The sequence below is a fragment of the Sphingomonas sp. PP-CE-3G-477 genome (genome assembly GCF_003050745.1).
In the GTDB taxonomy this organism is placed as follows: domain Bacteria; phylum Pseudomonadota; class Alphaproteobacteria; order Sphingomonadales; family Sphingomonadaceae; genus Sphingomonas.
The window spans coordinates 25,242-44,215 of the sequence record NZ_QAOF01000004.1; the positions used below are offsets into that span (position 1 = coordinate 25,242).

The window sequence follows — 18,974 nt, forward strand, 5'->3', positions numbered from 1 at the left end:
CTCAAACCAGCGAAGGGTTCAGGCGGGCGAACCCTTCCTGCTGGCGGTACGGGGTGTGTGGATAAGGCGGCAGAACGTCGCTCGCCGCATCGAGCGCGGCGACCTGTTCCACCGACAATTCCCAGCCGACTGCGCCCAGGTTGTCGCGCAACTGCGCTTCGTTGCGCGCGCCGATGATCACCGACGCGACCGTCGGGCGGCGCAGCAGCCAGTTGATCGCGACTTGCGGCACGCTCTTGGCCGTCTCCACCGCGACAGCCTCCAGCGCGTCGATCACGCGGTACAGATGCTCGGTCTCGACCGGCGGCGCGAACTGTTCGGTGTCGTGCAGGCGGCTGCCCGCCGGGATCGGCCGGTCGCGTCCGATCTTGCCCGTCAGGCGGCCCCAGCCCAGCGGACTCCACACCAGCGCACCGACGCCCTGGTCGACACCCATCGGCATGAGGTCCGCCTCATAGGCGCGGCCGATCAGCGAGTAATAGACCTGATGCGCGACGAGGCGCGGCCAGCCGTGACGGTCGGCGATGCCCTGCGCCTTCGTCACCTGCCAGCCCGGATAGTTCGACACGCCCGCATACCGCACCTTCCCCGCGCCGATCAGCATGTCGAGCGTGGCCATCACTTCCTCTGCGGGGGTCGACGCATCGAACGCATGAAGCTGGAGCAGGTCGATGTAATCGGTCCCCAGCCGCCGCAAGGAATCCTCGACCGCGCGGATCAGGCGGGCACGCGATGCACCCCAATCCTGCGGGCCATCGCCCATCGGCAGGCCGGTCTTGGTCGAAATCAGGACCTGATCGCGGCGGCCCTCGATCGCCGCGCCGAGTACGGACTCCGAGGCGCCGTTCGAATAGACGTCGGCGGTATCGAACAGCGTCACGCCCGCTTCCAGGCAAACATCGACCAGCCGCCGTGCCTCGACGTCGTCGCTGCGTCCCCACGCGCCGAACAAGGGGCCGGTGCCGCCGAAGGTCGCGGTGCCGAAGCTTAGCGCCGGTACGCGCAGGCCCGAAGATCCCAATTGCCGATAGTCCATGTGCGTATCCCGATCTATGCGTCGAGGCATAGATGGACCGTCGCGCTCCCGCGGATTAGTCCGCATGACAGCGAAGGATTTTTGACATGGACGCAAAGATGCCCATGGGCGCCGATCGTGCCCGCGCGTTGGAGATCTTCGCGGCAGTCATGCGCGCGGGCAGTTTCTCGGGGGCGGGACGCGCGCTCGGACTGACCCCGTCGGCGGTCGCGCGCTCGATCGACCGGATCGAAGCGCGGCTTGGCGTCCGGCTGTTGCTGCGCTCGACGCGCGCGCTGACACCGACCGCGGAGGGCCAGGTCTATCTTCAGACTGCGCGGCGTATCCTTGCCGACCTCGACGATGCCGAACAGCAGCTCGCCGATCAGGGCTCACCCCGCGGACGGCTGCGGATCAGCGCCGCGCTGTCGCACGGGCGGCTCTGCATCGTCCCGCTGCTCGGCGAATTCGTCCGCCTCCACCCCCATATCGTGCTCGATTTCGCGCTGACCGACGCCATCGTCGATATCGCCGCGGGGCAGGCGGACGTCGCGATCCGCTTCGGTCCGCTCGCCGACAGCCTGCTGACGGCCCGCAAGATCGGCGAGAGCGGTCGCGTGATCGTCGCGTCGCCGGACTATCTGGCACGCTGGGGCACGCCGACGCAGCCCGAAGACCTGCACCGTCACAATTGCCTCAACTTCAACTTCCGCCGGGTCGAGCCGGTCTGGCCGTTCCGCCGCGACGGACAGGCGATCGCGCTGTCGGTACGGGGCAATATCGAAGCGAACAACGGCGAGACGCTTGGCCAGCTCGCCGCCGCCGGCGTCGGCCTGGCGCGCGTCGGCGCCTTCAGCGTGGTCGACGATATCGCCGCGGGCCGATTGGTGGCGGTGCTCGAAGCGTATAATCCGGGCGACGTCGAGCAGATCCACGCGGTCTTCGTCGGCGGCACGAACGTCCCCGCTCGCGTCCGCGCCTTCGTCGATTTCCTCGCCGCGCAGCCAGGCCTGAGCGCGTGAATTTTCGGCGCCTGCCGTCGTCATGACGAACGAGGCGGCAACTGGCTGCGCGAACGCTCCCCGGTTCCGCGTCAGTCCTTGAACGGATCGATCTGCTGGATCGTGCCGTCGGCGTTGAACGACAATTCGGTCATCTTGGCGGAGCGGAGGTGGTTCTTATTCGACAGCTGCGTGTCGTGATAGAACAGCCACCAGCGGTTCTTGAACGCGATGATCGAGTGATGCGTGGTCCAGCCCTGCACCGGCGTCATGATATGGCCGGTATAGCGGAACGGACCATAGGGATTGTCGCCGACCGCGTAGGCGATGAAGTGCGTGTCGCCAGTCGAGTAGGTGAAATAGTATTTGCCGCCGCGCTTGAACATCCATGACGCCTCGAAGAAGCGTCGGTCGTGGTCGCCGCCGAGGATCGGTTTGCCGGCTTCGTCGACGATCCGGACGTCGCGTGGCGCTTCGGCGAACTGCTTCATGTCCGCGGACATCCGTGCGACCTTGGGCGCGAGGGCAGGCTTGTCGTCCTGCTTGAGGTCGGTATCACCGCCGTTCGGGTCGAACTTGCCGGTTGCCCAGCGCTGGAGCTGGCCGCCCCAGATGCCGCCGAAATACATGTAGCTCTCGCCGGTCGTATCGCTGAACACCGCCGGATCGATCGAGAAGCTGCCGCGGATCGGCAGCGCTTCCGCCTTGAACGGGCCGGTCGGCGATTTCGAGGTGGCGACGCCGATCCGGAACACGCCCTGTTTGTCGCGCGCGGGCATGTAGAGATAATAAATGCCGTTCTTGTACGCGGCGTCGGGTGCCCAGGTCTGCTTCGAGGCCCAGGGGATCTGCTTCACGTCGATGCCGACCGGATGGATCGTCACCGGGCCGCCGGGGCGATCCATGCTCAGCACGCGGTAATCGTGCATCGCATATTGGTTGCCGAGATCGTCGTCGGGGATCCCCGCATCGACGTCGTGGCTGGGATAGACGTAGATCCTGCCGTTGAAGACATGCGCGGACGGGTCCGCCGCGAAGATCTTGGTGACCAGGGGCTGCGCCAGATAGCGCTTGCCGTCGGGACTGCGCGGTTCGGCCTTGGCGGCACGCACTGTTGCGGCGGGCGTCTTGGCGGGCGCCTTGGTGGTTTGGGCGATCGCGATGCCGGAGGCGATCATCACGGGCAACGCGACGACTAGGGCGGGGATATGGCCGGGTATACGGAGGCGCATGGCCTTTCGATCCTTCCTGATAAACGATCTTCTATGAGATCTGTGGTCCACGGATGTGGAGAGATAGCGCTATCATATCACGGCCGCGGACACCGGCAAGCGCTGATCGGCGGCGCCGGTCCGGGTGGTCAGAGGCAGAGGTCGGCAGGCGGTCCGGCAAGGGCGGGCGCGGACGGCGGTCCGGCCAGCGCGGGTGTCGGTCCCGGTAGCGACAGGTCGGTTGCGCTGGCGTAATAAGGATCGGCTTCGGCATCCTGCAACGTCACGAACCGGAAGCCCATGTCGCGGTAGAGCGCGAGCAGGCGCGGCAGCATGCGCGCGTCGAACGCGCCGACATGCATCAGCAGGACATAGGGGATGTCGCGTCCGACCTGCGTCTGCGCGCGCGCGCGTGCGGCCAACGCGGCGGCGCGGGCGTCGGCGAGGAAGCTGGCCTCAAGCGCCTGGATGGCGGCGGTATCGCGCTTGACCGCGCAGGCGGCATAGACCGGGTTCCATTTGAAGTCGTTGAAACTCATCGTCACCGCGGCGGCACGGTAGCCGCGTTCGTGCAACGCTGTCCGTGCGGCGTCGCGTAGTGCCGGCGTGCTGCCCTCCGCTAGGAACGGATACCGGAACCAGTGCCAGTCCGTGCCCTTTGCTGCGGCGGCCAGCGCGGCTTCGTTGCGCGTCACCTCGGCGGCGAAGGCGGGGGCACCGACCTGGTCGAGATTGACGTGCGAATAGGTGTGGTTGCCGAGCGGCAGTCCGGCGGCGCGCCACGCGGCGATCGCGCGTGCGGCATCGTCGGGCGCGTCGAGCCCGAACCCGGCGTTGAGGAAACCGAACGCGGGTGCCTTTGCCTTCGCCAATGCAGCGGTGATGTCGCGGATCACGCCGACGCGCGTCTGGCGGGGCGCGAGCGGTCCGTGCGCCGGGATGTCGTCGAAGGTCAGCGCGATCGCAGGACGCCGATCGCCGGCCGGTGCGACCGCCACGCGACCCGCAGCCCCGATTCCCGCGCGCGAAGTCGACGCGTTACCGTCGAACAACGCCAGCGGTACGGCCTCCCCCATGATTCGATATCCGGCCTCGGACGGGTGGAGATGATCGCCGGAATCATAGGCGGGGGCGAGCCGGTCGGGATGCGCGGGATCGCGCATCAGCCGGTCGAAGTCGATCACCGAGTCGAACACGCCCGACGTGCGGATGAAGCGGTTGACCGCCTGACGGTCGGCCTCGTTAACGGCGCCCGGATGATAATAGTCGTTGCCGCCGAACGGCATCACCGTGCCGCCGATGACCTTGATCCCGTGAGCGTGTGCGCGCGCGACGAGCTGCGCGTACCCCGCCGTCATCTGCGCGACGATCGCGGCGTGCTGCGCAGGGGTGGCGGGGGCGTCGCGGGTGAGGACGCCGAGATCGTTGACGCCTTCCAGCACGATCGCCCAGCGCACGCCGCTGCGCGCGATCACGTCGCGGTCGAAGCGGGCGAGCAGATTGGGGCCGAGCCCGTCGAGCAGCATGCGATTGCCCCCGATCCCGGCATTGACGACGCCGATCGCCTGCGTTGCCGGTCGCGCGCGTAGTCTCTGCGCCAACACGTCGGGCCAGCGGTTGTTGCGCTCGGGCTTCACGCCGTAGCCGTCGGTGATCGAATCGCCGATCGCGACGATCGTCCCGGCATTCGCGGCGCCCGAGACCTCGATATCGGCCAGTGCATACCAGCGCGTCGTCGACGTCGCGCCGGCCAGCGTCGCGGCGTCGACATGATCGCCGGCGAGCGTGAAGCTTGTCGCGCGCGCACCGGGATGGCCGGTCTGCGGGCTGGCGGCGTCCGGCAGGTACAGGCTCACGGCGAGGTCTGCGCCGGGCGCAACCGGGAACGCGACCGAATCCGAATAGATCTCCGCTCCGGCCGGGATCACTGCATCGGCGCGTCCCGAAAAGGTCAGCCGTGCGCCTCCCTCGATCTGCGGCGTGCCGGGCGCGACCGACCGCGCGACGTGCGCGCCGCCGATCGCGAGCGGGCGCGTGCCGAACGCGTTGGACAGGCGAACGCGGATGCGCGCGCCGCCCGCGGACAGCCGCACCACTTGCCGCAAGGTGATCGCGCCCGCACGGTCGGCTTGGAGTGCATTCTCGCCCTCGGCGATCATCTGCGACGAGCCCCAACTCGCGATCCAATGTGGTTCAAGGCGAGCGGGAACGGCGTCGCGTGCGCCTGCGCCGGTCACGATCAACGCGCTGAGGATCAGCGCCGCCGGCCACCGCTTCAGCCGCAATGGGCTCGATCCGCGAGTCATTGCGGATTGCCTGGCGCGTACGGAAAGTTCTGCGCCTTGTACCAGGCCAGATCGTGTTCGGGTGCGCGCGTACCCACCGGAAGCGGCCGGCGGTTGACCGACATCCAATAGGACAGGCTCGCATCGCGCCACCATCGCGCCTCGCGTTCCTGGATCGCCAGATACGTCGCGGTCTTGTCCCAGCGTCCCGCGTCGATCTGCGTCTTCAGGCCATCCCATTGTCTACGCATGTCGCCGACATAGCCGACGCCGGCGTCATAATCATGGACCATTTCCGCCCACAGGATCCGCCCCGACGCCATCCGCCGATCCCACGGCACATGGTGGAACCACAGCAGTTCACGCTCTGGTGTCGTCGCCGGGTCGGCGAGCCGGCGGGCGAGATCGGGTGCGTATTGCGCGACCGCGTCGCTCCCCGTTTTCGTCCGGTCGAAGCCGATCCCGGCCTTGTCGGCGCGGTGGTAATAGACCGGGTTCCATTCGGGGCGCTTGAGGTCCGCGATCCACGGGCCGGGGCCATAGTGATGCCCCGTCGCCATGACGTGCGCGAGACCGAGCGGGGTCATGTAATCGACCACCGCCTCGCGCGATCCCATCATCATGCGCGTGACGGGATCGACGACGGCGGGCGAAGGGGCGAAGGTCATCGCCGCCCATTCGCGCGCAACAGGGGCGGCACCAAGCGTCGGATCCCACGCCATCCGTCCGAATGCGTACCAGTTCGCCTGGTTGAAGGTGGAGCCCGCCCAGTCTCGGTCGCGCCCGATGTTCGCGACGCCCGCCATCCCGGTCAGCGTGTGGCCCTCAGACCCGTCGACGACCTTCGCGACGGTCTCGCCGGGCGATCGCATCGTCTCGCTCGCCAGCGTCTCCGCGAACAGCGGCCCGAGATAGGCGAGGTGCGTCGCGAAGCCGAGATATTCCTTGGTGATCTGGAATTCGATCATCAGCGGCGTCTTCGGCATCGCGCCGAACAGCGGATGGAACGGCTCGCGCGGCTGGAAATCGATCGCGCCGTTCTTGACCTGGACGATGACGTTGCTGGCGAACTTGCCGTCGAGCGGCTTGAACTCGGTGTACGCCTGTTTCGCGCGGTCGTCGGGATCGGTCTCTGCATAGACGAACGCGCGCCACATCACGATCCCGCCATGCGGCGCGACCGCGGCGGCGAGCATGTTGGCGCCGTCGGCATGGCTGCGGTGATAATCGCGCGGACCCGGCTGGCCCTCGCTGTTCGCCTTGACCAGGAAGCCGCCGAAATCGGGGATGCTGCGATAGATCTCGTCGGTCTTCGCCTTCCACCATGCCGCGACCTGCGGATCGAGCGGGTCGGCGGTCTTGAGGCCACCGAGTTCGATCGGTGCCGAAAACCGTGCGGAGAGGTACACCTTGATCCCGTACGGCCGGAACACGTCCGCCAGCGCCGCCGCCTTCGCGATATAGCGCGGCGTCAGGCTTTCGGCCTTCGCGTTGACGTTGTTCAGGGCGGTGCCGTTGATCCCGATCGAGGCATTGGCGCGCGCGTAATCGGTGTAGCGCGGATCGCGGAGATCGGGGAGCGTCCACCAGTCCCACAGCGACACGCCGGCATAGCCGCGCTCGACGACGCCATCCAGATTGTCCCAATGGTTCAGCACGCGCAGTTTCACGCGGGGCGCGGACGTCAGGTCGATGCGGTCGAGACTGCCGCCGGTCTGGACGTACCGCAGCAGCGCGAAGCTGCCGTACAGCACGCCGCGATCGGTGTTCGCGGTCACCAGCGTTGCGCGCTTGCCGCCGATCGTTGTCGCGCAAACGATATAGCCTTCGTCGCCCAGCGTCGTGAGCGGCAGGCGGAGTGCGGCGACGTCGCGGTCCGTCGCGGTCGCCAGCACGATCGGATGCGCGCTCGCGCCGTCGCCGACTGCGTGCCCGGACAGCCCGGCGATCCCGCGGCGGACTTCGTCGGCGGCAACGCGGAGCGTCGGCGTGTCGCCCCTGCGTTCGATCGATTGCACGCTTCGGTTCAGCGCGCCGGCCTGCGTCGCCGCGAGCGGGCGATAGCGCATCCAGAGGTCGTACCCGTCCTCCGCCTGCGCCGCGGTGGTCCCCATGACGATCATCGTGATCGCGACGACGAGCTTGCCGAATAGCGTCATTCTTTCCTCTCCCGCCGACCGACCGCGCATTGACAACGGTTCTGTTTGTCGGACATGTTATCGCTATCACGACGACGGCATCGACAGCAATGCCGCGTTTCAAGACAGGAGAACAGGGTGTCCGGCAACACAATCGCCTCGATCGCGACCAACCGCCGCAGCGTGCTCGGCTGGCTGGGAACCGCCTCGGTCGCAGCCCTGACACCCGGTATTGCGTGCGCCGCGGCAGCGCCCGCGATCTACAGGGATGCGCGTGCACCGGTCGATCTGCGGGTGCGCGATCTGCTGTCCCGGATGACGCTCGACGAGAAGGTCGCGCAGTTGATCACGCTGTCGACCACCAAGCGGCAGGTGATGGACGCGGCGCTGAAATTCGATCCCGCGCGCGCCGATACCGCCTATCCGAACGGCATCGGCCAGATCGCGCGGCCGTCCGATCGCGGGGGTGCCGCGACCGCCGCCAACACCGGCACCGACGTCACCGGTCGCTGGCGCGCGCCCGCCGATACGATCGCCTTCGTCAACGCGGCGCAGCGTTGGGCGACGACTCGCAGCCGGCTCGGTATTCCGATCCTGTTCCACGAGGAGGCGCTGCACGGCTTCATGGCGCCCGAAGCGACGAGCTTTCCGCAGGCGATCGCGCTGGCCGGATCGTTCGACCGCGACCTCGTCCGCCGTGTGAACGCGGTGATTGCGCGCGAGGTTCGCGCGCACGGCACCGTGCTGGCGCTGTCGCCGGTCGTCGACATCGCGCGCGATCCGCGCTGGGGCCGGATCGAGGAGACGTTCGGCGAAGACCCGTATCTTTGCGGTGAAATGGGTGTCGCCGCGGTGATCGGCCTGCAGGGTGACGGCAAGACGCTGGCGCCGGGCAAGGTGTTCGCGACGCTGAAGCACATGACCGGGCACGGCCAGCCCGAAAGCGGCGAGAACGTCGCGCCCGCACCGATCGCCGAACGCGAACTGCGCGAGAATTTCTTCCCGCCTTTCCGGGCTGTCGTCGCGCGCACCGGGATCGGCGCGGTGATGCCCTCGTACAACGAGATCGACGGCGTCCCCAGCCACGCCAATCGCTGGTTGCTGCACGACGTGCTGCGCGGCGAATGGGGCTTCGATGGCGCGATCGTCAGCGATTATGCCGCGATCGGCGAGCTTGCCTCGCTGCACCACATCGCGGTCGATCGCGACGCCGCGGCCCGTCTCGCGTTGGCGGCGGGCGTCGATTCCGACCTGCCCGACGGCGAGGCCTATCGTTCGCTTGCGGACCAGGTGCGCGCAGGGAAAGTGTCGGTCGAGGCGGTCGACGAGGCGTGCCGACGGATGCTGACGATGAAGGTCCGGTCGGGCATGTTCGAACAGCCGATCGTCGATCCGAAGGAGGCCGCGCGGCTGACCGGCAATGCCGAGGCGCGCGCACTGGCGCTGGAGGCGGCGCGACGCTCGATCGCGCTGCTCGTCAACGACGGCACGCTGCCGCTGACGGCGGGCGCACACAAGACGGTCGCGGTGATCGGTCCCAATGCGGCGATCGCGCGACTCGGCGGCTATTCGTCGATCCCCAAGGCGACCGTCTCGCTGCTCGACGGCGTGCGCGCGCGGCTGAAGGGCAAGGCGGAGGTGGTCCATGCGCAGGGCGTGTTCATCACCCAGAACGAGGATCGCTCCGCCAACGAGGTGCTGCTCGCCGACCCTGCGAAGAACCGCCAGCTGATCGCCGAGGCAGTCGAGGTGGCGAAGAGCGCCGACGTCATCCTGCTCGCGATCGGCGACACCGAACAGACCAGCCGCGAGGGCTATGCCAAGACGCATCTCGGCGATCGCACCAGCCTGGACCTGCTCGGCGAACAGAATGCGCTGTTCGCGGCGATGAAGGCGACCGGCAAGCCCGTCGTGATCGTCGCGATCAACGGCCGTCCGCCATCCTGGCCGACCGCGGTCGAGAGCGCGAACGCGTTGCTCGAATGCTGGTATGTCGGACAGGAAGGCGGCACCGCGATCGCCGAGGCGCTGTTCGGTGATATCAATCCGGGCGCCAAGCTGCCCGTGACGGTCGCGCGCTCCACGGGTCAGTTGCCGGTGTTCTACGACGCGAAGCCGTCCGCGCGCCGCGGCTATCTGTTCGACACCACCGCGCCGCTGTTCCCGTTCGGGTTCGGGCTCAGCTACACCAAATTCGAGATCGGCACGCCGCGCCTGTCTGCGCCGAAGATCGGGATCGCCGGGACCGTCACGGTCGCGGTCGACGTGACGAATATCGGGCAGCGCGCCGGCGACGAAGTGGTGCAGCTCTACGTGCGCGATCAGGTCTCGTCGGTCGCGCGACCGATCATCGAACTGAAGGGGTTCGAGCGCGTCATGCTGGCGCCCGGCGAGCGCAAGACCGTGCAGTTCGCGCTCGGCCCCGACGCATTCCGGTTCTTCGACATAAACATGCGCGAGGTCGTCGAGCCGGGCCTGTTCGACATCTCGGTCGGACCCGATTCCGCACATCTCAAGACCGCCATTCTCGAAATCGCCTGAGGGACCGCTTATGCCCAAGATCGTCTCCGCCCGCGTCATCGTCACCTGTCCGGGGCGCAATTTTGTCACGCTGAAGATCGAATGCGACGATGGTATCACCGGGCTCGGCGACGCCACGCTCAATGGCCGCGAGCTGAGCGTCGCCAGCTACCTGACCGACCACGTCGTGCCCTGTCTGATCGGCCGCGACGCGCACCGGATCGAGGACGTCTGGCAGTATCTCTACAAGGGCGCGTACTGGCGCCGCGGCCCGGTGACGATGGCGGCGATTGCTGCGGTCGACACGGCGCTGTGGGACATCAAGGGCAAGCTCGCGGGGATGCCGGTGTACCAGTTGCTCGGCGGCGCGGCGCGCGATGCGTGCATGGTCTACGCGCACGCCAACGGCACGACGATCGAGGACACGATCGCGGTCGCGAAGGCCGAGCAGGCAAAGGGATACAAGGCGATCCGGCTGCAGTGCGGCGTACCGGGGCTCGCCTCGACCTACGGCGTCGCCAAGCACGGCGCGCGCTACGAACCGGCCGATGCCGACCTGCCGAGCGAGAGCGTGTGGTCGACCGAGAAATACCTTCGCGTCGTCCCCGAACTGTTCAAGGCGGCGCGCGAGGCGATGGGGTGGGATGTTCACCTGCTCCACGACATCCACCACCGGCTGACGCCGATCGAGGCGGGGCGGCTCGGCAAGGCGCTCGAGCCGTATAATCTGTTCTGGATCGAGGACCCGACGCCGGCCGAGAACCAGGAGGCGTTCAAGCTGATCCGCCACCACACGACGACGCCGATCGCGGTCGGCGAGGTGTTCAATTCGATCTGGGACGCGAAGGACCTGATCCAGAACCAGCTGATCGACTATATCCGCGCGACCGTCGTGCATGCCGGCGGTATCACGCATCTGCGCCGGATCGCGTCGCTCGCGGACCTGTATCAGGTGCGGACCGGCTGTCACGGCGCCACCGACCTGTCGCCGGTGGCGATGGCGGCGGCGCTGCATTTCGGGCTGTCGGTGCCCAATTTCGGCGTGCAGGAGCATATGCCGCACACCGACGAGACCGATGCTGTCTTCCCGCACGCGTACAGCTTCGACGACGGTATGATGCATCCGGGGGAAGCGCCGGGGTTGGGCGTCGACCTCGACGAGGATCTCGCGGCGACCTACGACTATAAACGCGCCTATCTTCCGGTCGCGCGACTGGAAGACGGCACGTTGTGCAACTGGTGAGCGGCGACGTGACGGCCGCTCCCGTGATCGACAAGCCGCGCGGTCGGATCCGCTGGATCGTCTGCGCGCTGCTGTTCGCGGCGGTGGTGCTGAGCTATATCGACCGGCTCGTCCTGCCGACGCTCAAGCCCGATCTGCAGGTCCGCTACGGCTGGAGCGAGACGGGCTATGCCGATCTCGCCATCTGGTTTCAGGCCGCCTACGGCCTCAGCTACGTCGTGTTCGGCCGGCTGATCGACCGCGTCGGCGCGCGCGTCGGCTATGCGCTGGCGGTGACGTTGTGGACGCTAGGCCATGTCGCGCACGTGTTCTTCACGTCGACCGGCGGCATGATCCTGGCGCGGATCCCGCTCGCGCTCGGCGAGGCGGGGACGTTCCCCGCGGCGATCGCGGCGACCAACGAATGGTTTCCCCGGCGCGAGCGCGCGCTGGCGATCGGCATCTTCAACGCAGGCTCGAACGTCGGCGCGATCCTGACCCCGCTGGTGGTGCCGATCATCGCGGTGACGATGGGCTGGCGCTGGGCATTCATCCTGACCGGGCTGCTGACCGTCATCTGGCTGGTCGCCTGGCTCGGCTTCTATCGTCGCCCGCGCGAGCATCCCAGGGTCACGCCGGAGGAACTCGCCTATATCGAGAGCGAACCGGTCGAGCCTGGTCGGCCGGTGGCGTGGAAGACGTTGCTGCGCCAGCGCCAGACCTGGGCCTACATGCTAGGCCGGTTCCTGATCGATCCGGTGTGGTGGACCTTCCTGTTCTGGCTGCCCGATTTCTTCAACAAGCAATACGGCATCACGATGCTGGCATTCGGCCCGCCGCTGATCGCGGTGTATCTGCTCGCCGACGTCGGTTCGGTCGCCGGCGGCTGGTTCTCGTCGCGGCTGATCGGGCGGGGGCAGAGCGTCAACCGGGCGCGGAAAACCGCGATGTTCGTCTGCGCACTATGTGCGGTGCCGATCGCGTTCGCGACGCAGGTGCCGAACATGTGGTGGGCGGTGCTGATGATCGGCCTCGCCTGCGCCGGACACCAGGGATTCTCGGCCAACCTCTACGCGCTGCCGGGCGACCTGTTGCCGCGCTGGGCGACGGGCTCGGTCGTCGGTCTCGGCGGGCTGTCGGGCGCGGTCGGCGGGATGCTGATGGCGAAGTTCGCCGGCACCATCCTCGAGACCGTCGGCAGCTACCAGCCGATCTTCATCGTCGCGGCCTGCGCCTATCTCGTCGCGCTCGCCGTCATCCACCTCATCGTGCCGCGCTATGCGCAGGTGCCTCCGGAACGCCTGTTATGACCAAGCCTTTGCGCCTTCATCCCGATCGCCTGTTCCCCGACGAACCGCGCACCCGCGACATCGCGCGCGCGCTGCATGCGGGCGTGAAGGACCTGCCGATCGTCAGCCCGCACGGCCATACCGATCCGGCATGGTTCGCGCGGAACGAGGCGTTCAGCGATCCCGCCTCGCTGCTCATCGTCCCCGATCACTACGTGTTTCGCATGCTCTACAGCCAGGGCGTGCCGCTCGACGCACTCGGCGTCCCGACGGTGGATGGCAGCGCGACGGAAACCGATCCGCGGAAAATCTGGCGCATTTTCGCAGGCCACTACCCCCTGTTCCGCGGCACGCCGTCGCGGATGTGGCTCGACTGGGTGTTCGCCGAGGCGTTCGGTATCGATGTCCGCCTCGAACCCGCGACTGCGGACCTGTATTTCGACACGATCGATGCCGCGCTGAAGACGCCCGAGTTCCGCCCACGCGCGCTGTTCGACCGGTTCGGCATCGAACTGATCGCGACCACCGAAAGCCCGCTCGACCCGCTGGAGCATCACGCCGCGATCCGTGCAAGCGACTGGAACGGCCGTGTCGTCACCGCCTATCGCCCCGACCCTGTCGTCGATCCGGACACGCCGGGCTTTGCCGCCAACGTCCGCCGCTTCGGCGAGGCCGCGAACGCCGATGTCGGCAGCTATGCGGGCTATCTCGCCGCGCACCGCTTCCACCGCGCACGCTTCCGCGCGGCGGGTGCGACCTCGACCGATCACGGCCACCCGTCGGCGGCGACCGCGGACCTGACGCCCGCTGAAGCCGAAGCGCTCTACGCCCGCGTCATGGCGCAGCCGACCGCCGCCGACGCCGAACTCTTCCGCGCGCAGATGCTGACCGAGATGGCGGCGATGTCGGTCGAGGACGGGATGGTCATGCAGCTTCACCCAGCCGTCTCGCGCAGCCACAACGCATCGGTGCTGGCACGCTTCGGTCGCGACAAGGGCGGCGACATCCCGCTCCCCGGCGAGTTCGTCCGTGCGCTGAAACCGCTGCTCGACCGGTTCGGCAACGATCCCCGGCTCACGCTGATCCTCTTCACACTCGACGAGGACACCTACGCGCGTGAACTCGCACCGCTCGCCGGGCATTATCCGTCGCTGCGGCTCGGCCCGCCTTGGTGGTTCCACGATAGCCCGGAGGGGATGCGCCGCTTTCGCGAACGCGCGACCGAAACCGCCGGCTTCTACAACACGGTCGGCTTCAACGACGACACGCGCGCCTTCCTGTCGATCCCCGCGCGCCACGACGTCGCCCGCCGGATGGACTGCGCGTTCCTCGCCAAACTCGTCGCCGAACACCGGCTCGAAGAGGACGAGGCGCATGAGGTCGCCCGCGCGCTCGCCTATGACCTGGTCAAGGATGCCTACAAGCTGTGAGATACATGATGACATTGCGCACTTCGATCCTGGCGCTGACCGCGCTCTCGGTCGCGACGCCCGCGCTCGCCGACGCACCCTCGCTGCGCAAGCAGGGTAGCGCGACGCAGCTGATCGTCGGTGGCAAGCCGATGCTGATCATCGGTGGCGAGCTCAGCAATTCGGCGGCGTCCAGCGCGGCGTACATGGCGCCGCACTGGAAGAAACTGCGCGCGATGCACCTCAACACCGTGCTCGCGCCGGTCGCGTGGGAACTGATCGAGCCGCGCGAAGGCCAGTTCGACTGGACCTCCGTGGATACCATGCTGCGCGATGCGCGCGCCGCCGACCTGAAGCTCGTCATCCTGTGGTTCGGCGCGTGGAAGAATTCGATGTCGACCTATGTGCCGGCCTGGGTGAAGCGCGACCAGACGCGGTTTCCGCGCGCGCACGGACCGAACGGGCAGGGCGTCGACATCCTCTCGGCGTTCGCGCCCGAGACGCTGAAGGCGGACCAGCGCGCCTATGCCGCGCTGATGGCGCATCTGAAGGCGGTCGACGGCACACAGAACACCGTCGTGATGATGCAGGTCGAGAACGAGATCGGGATGCTGCCGGTTGCCCGCGATTACGGTCCGCTCGCCGAAGCCGCGTACCGCCAGCCGGTGCCGACCGAACTCGTCCGGTATCTGACCGCGCACCAGGCGAACCTCGTTCCCGAGATGCACGCGATGTGGGTCGAGCGAGGAGCAAGGACGCAAGGCTCGTGGGAGGAGCTGTTCGGCGCGGGCGATGCGGCCGCCGAAGTGTTCACCGCCTGGCATTATGCGCGCTTCGCCGATCAGCTGACCGCGGCGGGCAAGGCGGCGTATCCGATGCCGATGTACGTCAACGTCGCGCTCAACCGTCCCGGGCGCGCACCCGGAGAATATCCGAGCGGCGGGCCGTTGCCGCATCTGATCGACGTTTGGAAGGCCGGTGCGCCGACGATCGATTTTCTCGCGCCCGACATCTATTTTCCGAACTATGTCGACCTGGTCGGCCGCTACAAACGCCCGGACAACCCGCTGTTCATTCCCGAAGCCAACAACGCGGACAATGCGGCTGTCCCGGCCAACGCATTCTATGCCTATGGCGAGCATGACGCGATCGGCTTCGGCCCGTTCTCGATCGACTCCGCGGACGATGCGCCGGGCGATCTGGCCAAGGCCTATGACGTGATCGCGCAGCTTTCGCCGCAGATCCTCGCCGCGCAGGGCTCGAACCGGATGGCGGGGTTCAAGCCGCGCGTGCTGTATGACGAGACCGTGATCTACGAACCGCAGACGCGCGACATCGGCGGATACCGGTTCACGATCGCCTATGCCGACATCCAGCGGCCGGTCGCGAAACCCGACATGGCGAGCTATGGCGGGATGATCATCCAGACCGGACCGGAAGAGTTTCTGGTCGCGGGGCAGGGCATCACCGTCACCTTCAAGCCGATCGGCGACGGCCCCGGGCTTGCCGGTATCGACAGCGCGTACGAGGGGCGTTTCGACACTACGGGGCGGTGGGTGGCGGGTCGGCTGCTCAACGGCGACCAGACTCATCAGGGCCGTCATATCAGCCTGCCGGCCGGCGCATGGCAGATTCAGCGAGTGAAACTTTACCGCTACCGCTGAAACTATTGACAGCGATCGGTCCGACAATTACTCATAATATGATAGCGCTATCATAAATCGCGCAAGATTTAACGTATCCCGACATCGAAGCGGGGACATCACACGGAGGGGATATCCCATGAACTTCACCGCACGCCGTCACCACGTCCGCGCCACATTGCTGGCCGCTGCTGCCGGTAACATCCTGATCGTCGCGGCGCCTGTCGCCGCGCAGGTCGCGCAGCCCGATGCGGCGACCAGCACGACCGCACCGGCAACCCCCGACCAGCAGGGCATCACCGGCACGACCACGCAGGCGGCGCCGTCGCAAGCCGATGCCACCGGGCAGAGCGCCACCGCCGCCGACAATGGTCTCGGCGCGACCGACGAGATCATCGTCACCGGCATCCGCGGCAGCCTCCAGAGCGCGACCAACGCGAAGCGCAACGCGGTCGCCTTCGGCGATTCGATCTTCGCCGAGGACATCGGCAAACTGCCCGCGACCAACCTCGCCGAGACGCTCAACCGCATTCCCGGCGTGCGCCTGAACCGCGACATCACCGGCGAAGGCGTCCAGGTCGCGATCCGCGGGCTCGGCCCGAGCTTTTCGAAAGTGCTGCTCAACAACACGCAGATCGCGATCGCGTCGGATGGCGGCACCAACGGCACCGGCGGCGGCAACCGCGAGGTCGATCTCGATTTCTTCCCGTCCGAACTCTTCACCCGCCTCGACGTGCTGAAGTCGCCGGTCGCTTCCACGCTGGAGGGCGGGATCGCCGGTACGGTCAACCTGCGCAATGCACGCCCGTTCGACAATCCGGGCACGCACCTGACGGTCGTCGGGCAGGGCCAGTATAACGATACCAACAACCGCTTCGGCCCGCGCGGCGCGATCGTCGCGAGCAAGACCTGGGACAAGTTCGGCATCCTGATCGGCTTGCAGGGCGTCGATCAGAAGACTCGCGTCGATGGCTTCGAGACGGTCGGCTACACCGACGGCAACGTCCCGACCGGGCGGCCGGGCGTCGGCGACGTCGGCGGCAACGGCTTCGCCTACGCGCCGGTCGTGCCGCGCAACACGGGGTTTGGCCTCACGCCGGGCGCGCCCGTCAATCTCGCGGCGACGTCGGGGCTGACCGATACGCAGATCCGCAGCGCGCTGATCCCGCGTCTCGGCCGCAACAACGTGACGCAGGGGACCCGCTCGCGGTATTCGGCATTGCTCGCGCTCGAGTTCCGCCCGACCGACACGCTCAGTTTCGCGTTTGACGGTATCTACGCCAAGTCGAAGCGCGATTACGTCAAGTCGAACATGAACTGGTACGTCCGCAATTCCGGCCCCGGTACCGATCCGACGTCGACCGGCGGCATGGTGCCGATCGGCCTGACGGTGGACGCGAACAACGTCGTCACCAGCGGTACGTTTGCCAACTCGGTGTTCTTCCTCGAAGAGAGCATCTTCCGCCAGACCACCGAATTCTACAATGTGAACCCGAGCGTCACCTGGGCACCCAGCGACACGTTCAAGGTCGAGGCGCAGGTCAATTACGGCAAGAGCACGTTCTATCGCGAACAGCCGAGCTTCCTTATCCAGACTCCGCGTGAGACCGGGATCAACGCGTTCTACGACAATACCGACAGCAACAATCCGCAGCCGATCATCACCTCGAACGTCGATCTCGGCGATCCGAACCTCGGCTGGAAATGGTATCGCCAGAACGTCCAGAGCGTACGCCGCGAGACCGAGACCAAGGGCGCGCATGTCGATTTCACGCTCGGCGATGCGAACATGAACCTGAAGTTCGGCGGCGCGTACGACAGCGCGCTGCGCAACGTCCGCGCCTACGACAATTCGACCGCGTACCAGACGTCGGTGTGCGGCGCGACGTGCGACGGCACCACCGGCAGCGTCACCAACGCGCAATTGTCGCAGTATCTGCAACGCCTCAACGTCACCGACATCGGCAAGCTGTCCAAGGGCAATGTCGGCTATACGAGCATCATCTCGACCAAGCTGAAGGAGCTGCAGGCGGCGACCAACTACCAGTCGTTCCTCGACAACGCGCCCGAAGCGCGCGGTTCGGTGACCGGCGGCACGACCGGCGACATCCTCGAAAAGACGTTCGGCTTCTACATGGAAGGCAACGGCGTCACCGAGATCTTCGGTCGCGAACTGCGCGCCAATGCCGGCGTCCGCTATGTCCATACCGACCAGCACGTCGCCGGTCCGGTCCAGGTCGCGGCAGGCCTCGTCGACGTGATCCAGGACTCGTCCTACGAGAAGGTCCTGCCGTCGCTCAACCTGACCTACGACGTGGCGACCCGCCTCAAGCTGCGGTTTGCGACCTCGATCAGCATGACGCGCGCCGATGCAGGGTCGCTGCTGCCCGGCCTGACCTTCTCCGATCAGGGCGCGCAGGTCGCGACCGCGGGCAACCCCAACCTGAAGCCCTACACCTCCGAGAACATCGATCTGGGCGGCGAATATTACACCGGCGGCATTGGCTATGTCGGCGTGTCGTACTTCCGCAAGAACATTGACGGGTTCACCGCCAACATCCAGTCGACGGTGCCGTTCTCCGCGCTGAACCTCGCGTTCAGCACGCTCACCACGACGCAGCAGCAGGCGATCAACGGCCGCGGTGGGCCCGACGTCGCGCAGATCGTCGTGACGCAGCCGGTCAACCTGAACCAGCTCAAGATCCAGGGCGTCGAGGCGACCTGGGTCCAGCCGCTCGATTTCCTCGTCCGCGGGCTCGGCTTCTCGGCGAACGGCACGCGGATCACGCAGAAGTCGGATACCGGACTGGTCGCGTCGGGCATCGCGCCGTGGAGCTACAACCTCCAAGGCTTCTACGAAGGCCACGGCGTGTCGCTCAGCCTGAACTATGTCTGGAACGACGAATCGATCGCCGCGAACGGTCCGCAGAACAACATTCCCGTGCCGCTGCGCGCCGATGCGCGCGGCCAGTTCGATATCTCCGCCGGATATCAGCTGCCGTTCTTCGACAACCGCGTGCGCCTGACGCTCGACGTGCTCAACATCACCAACGAGCCCCTGCGGACCACCTTCGGCTACGACAATGCAGCCTACAGCGTCTATTATCCGGGTCGCCAGTTCCTCGCCGGCATCCGCGCCAAGTTCTAAGTCTCCTCTCCCGAGGACCCTGTGGGGCCGGTCCGAAAGGATCGGCCCCTTTTTTGTACATCCGCCGCCAATTCCCCCGGTCGTGGGCAACCT

At 67.0% G+C, this 18,974-nt stretch carries 11 protein-coding genes; 7 read left to right on the forward strand and 4 right to left on the reverse strand.

Going from position 1 to position 18,974, the window contains the following annotated elements:
* Position 1 precedes the first annotated feature (1 nt).
* Positions 2–1,036: an aldo/keto reductase gene (locus tag C8J45_RS09585; RefSeq protein ID WP_107963036.1), complete on the reverse strand. Its 1,035-nt coding sequence runs from the start codon at positions 1,034–1,036 to the stop codon at positions 2–4.
* Between the two features lie 86 nt (positions 1,037–1,122).
* On the opposite strand from C8J45_RS09585, the gene C8J45_RS09590 reads away from it, so the two are divergent.
* Positions 1,123–2,037 carry a LysR family transcriptional regulator gene (locus C8J45_RS09590; protein WP_107963037.1) on the forward strand — a complete coding sequence of 305 codons (915 nt, stop codon included), beginning with the start codon at positions 1,123–1,125 and terminating at the stop codon, positions 2,035–2,037.
* 71 nt (positions 2,038–2,108) lie between these two features.
* Here C8J45_RS09590 and C8J45_RS09595 read toward each other — a convergent pair whose 3' ends face one another.
* From C8J45_RS09595 to C8J45_RS09605, 3 genes are all read right to left on the reverse strand, one after another.
* On the reverse strand, positions 2,109–3,248 hold the full coding sequence (locus tag C8J45_RS09595; RefSeq protein ID WP_181321180.1) for a glycoside hydrolase family 43 protein: 1,140 nt from the start codon (positions 3,246–3,248) through the stop codon (positions 2,109–2,111).
* Positions 3,249–3,376: 128 nt separating this feature from the next.
* Positions 3,377–5,533 carry a GDSL-type esterase/lipase family protein gene (locus C8J45_RS09600; protein WP_107963039.1) on the reverse strand — a complete coding sequence of 719 codons (2,157 nt, stop codon included), beginning with the start codon at positions 5,531–5,533 and terminating at the stop codon, positions 3,377–3,379.
* Positions 5,530–7,671, reverse strand: coding sequence for an alpha-glucuronidase family glycosyl hydrolase (locus C8J45_RS09605; RefSeq protein WP_107963040.1), 2,142 nt, complete (start codon positions 7,669–7,671; stop codon positions 5,530–5,532). The genes C8J45_RS09600 and C8J45_RS09605 overlap by 4 nt, the downstream gene beginning before the upstream one ends.
* 117 nt (positions 7,672–7,788) lie before the next feature.
* On the opposite strand from C8J45_RS09605, the gene C8J45_RS09610 reads away from it, so the two are divergent.
* The 6 genes from C8J45_RS09610 (at position 7,789) to C8J45_RS09635 (ending at position 18,881) form a co-directional block, all read left to right on the forward strand.
* Positions 7,789–10,191: a glycoside hydrolase family 3 N-terminal domain-containing protein gene (locus C8J45_RS09610; RefSeq protein WP_374956439.1), complete on the forward strand. Its 2,403-nt coding sequence runs from the start codon at positions 7,789–7,791 to the stop codon at positions 10,189–10,191.
* Between the two features lie 10 nt (positions 10,192–10,201).
* Positions 10,202–11,413 (forward strand): D-mannonate dehydratase ManD, encoded by a 1,212-nt coding sequence (gene manD / locus C8J45_RS09615; RefSeq protein ID WP_107963042.1) that lies wholly within the window; start codon positions 10,202–10,204, stop codon positions 11,411–11,413.
* 8 nt (positions 11,414–11,421) lie between these two features.
* Positions 11,422–12,702 carry an MFS transporter gene (locus C8J45_RS09620; RefSeq protein ID WP_181321181.1) on the forward strand — a complete coding sequence of 427 codons (1,281 nt, stop codon included), beginning with the start codon at positions 11,422–11,424 and terminating at the stop codon, positions 12,700–12,702.
* A complete protein-coding gene (gene uxaC, locus C8J45_RS09625; RefSeq protein ID WP_107963043.1) occupies positions 12,699–14,111 on the forward strand; it encodes a glucuronate isomerase in 1,413 nt (470 codons plus the stop codon). The genes C8J45_RS09620 and uxaC overlap by 4 nt, the downstream gene beginning before the upstream one ends.
* 8 nt (positions 14,112–14,119) lie before the next feature.
* Positions 14,120–15,754, forward strand: a complete 1,635-nt coding sequence (locus tag C8J45_RS09630) for a DUF5597 domain-containing protein (protein WP_107963276.1) — start codon at positions 14,120–14,122, stop codon at positions 15,752–15,754.
* 118 nt (positions 15,755–15,872) lie between these two features.
* Entirely contained in the window at positions 15,873–18,881 is a 3,009-nt protein-coding gene (locus C8J45_RS09635) for a TonB-dependent receptor (protein WP_107963044.1), read from the forward strand.
* Positions 18,882–18,974: the final 93 nt, after the last annotated feature.

What these genes read in the sequence shown, in the direction of transcription:
- C8J45_RS09585 (WP_107963036.1), bottom strand. Translation starts at nt 1,036, where the DNA reads ATGGACTATCGGCAATTGGGATCTTCGGGCCTGCGCGTACCGGCGCTA.
- C8J45_RS09590 (WP_107963037.1), top strand. Translation starts at nt 1,123, where the DNA reads ATGGACGCAAAGATGCCCATGGGCGCCGATCGTGCCCGCGCGTTGGAG.
- C8J45_RS09595 (WP_181321180.1), bottom strand. Translation starts at nt 3,248, where the DNA reads ATGCGCCTCCGTATACCCGGCCATATCCCCGCCCTAGTCGTCGCGTTG.
- C8J45_RS09600 (WP_107963039.1), bottom strand. Translation starts at nt 5,533, where the DNA reads ATGACTCGCGGATCGAGCCCATTGCGGCTGAAGCGGTGGCCGGCGGCG.
- C8J45_RS09605 (WP_107963040.1), bottom strand. Translation starts at nt 7,671, where the DNA reads ATGACGCTATTCGGCAAGCTCGTCGTCGCGATCACGATGATCGTCATG.
- manD (WP_107963042.1), top strand. Translation starts at nt 10,202, where the DNA reads ATGCCCAAGATCGTCTCCGCCCGCGTCATCGTCACCTGTCCGGGGCGC.
- uxaC (WP_107963043.1), top strand. Translation starts at nt 12,699, where the DNA reads ATGACCAAGCCTTTGCGCCTTCATCCCGATCGCCTGTTCCCCGACGAA.
- C8J45_RS09630 (WP_107963276.1), top strand. Translation starts at nt 14,120, where the DNA reads ATGACATTGCGCACTTCGATCCTGGCGCTGACCGCGCTCTCGGTCGCG.
- C8J45_RS09635 (WP_107963044.1), top strand. Translation starts at nt 15,873, where the DNA reads ATGAACTTCACCGCACGCCGTCACCACGTCCGCGCCACATTGCTGGCC.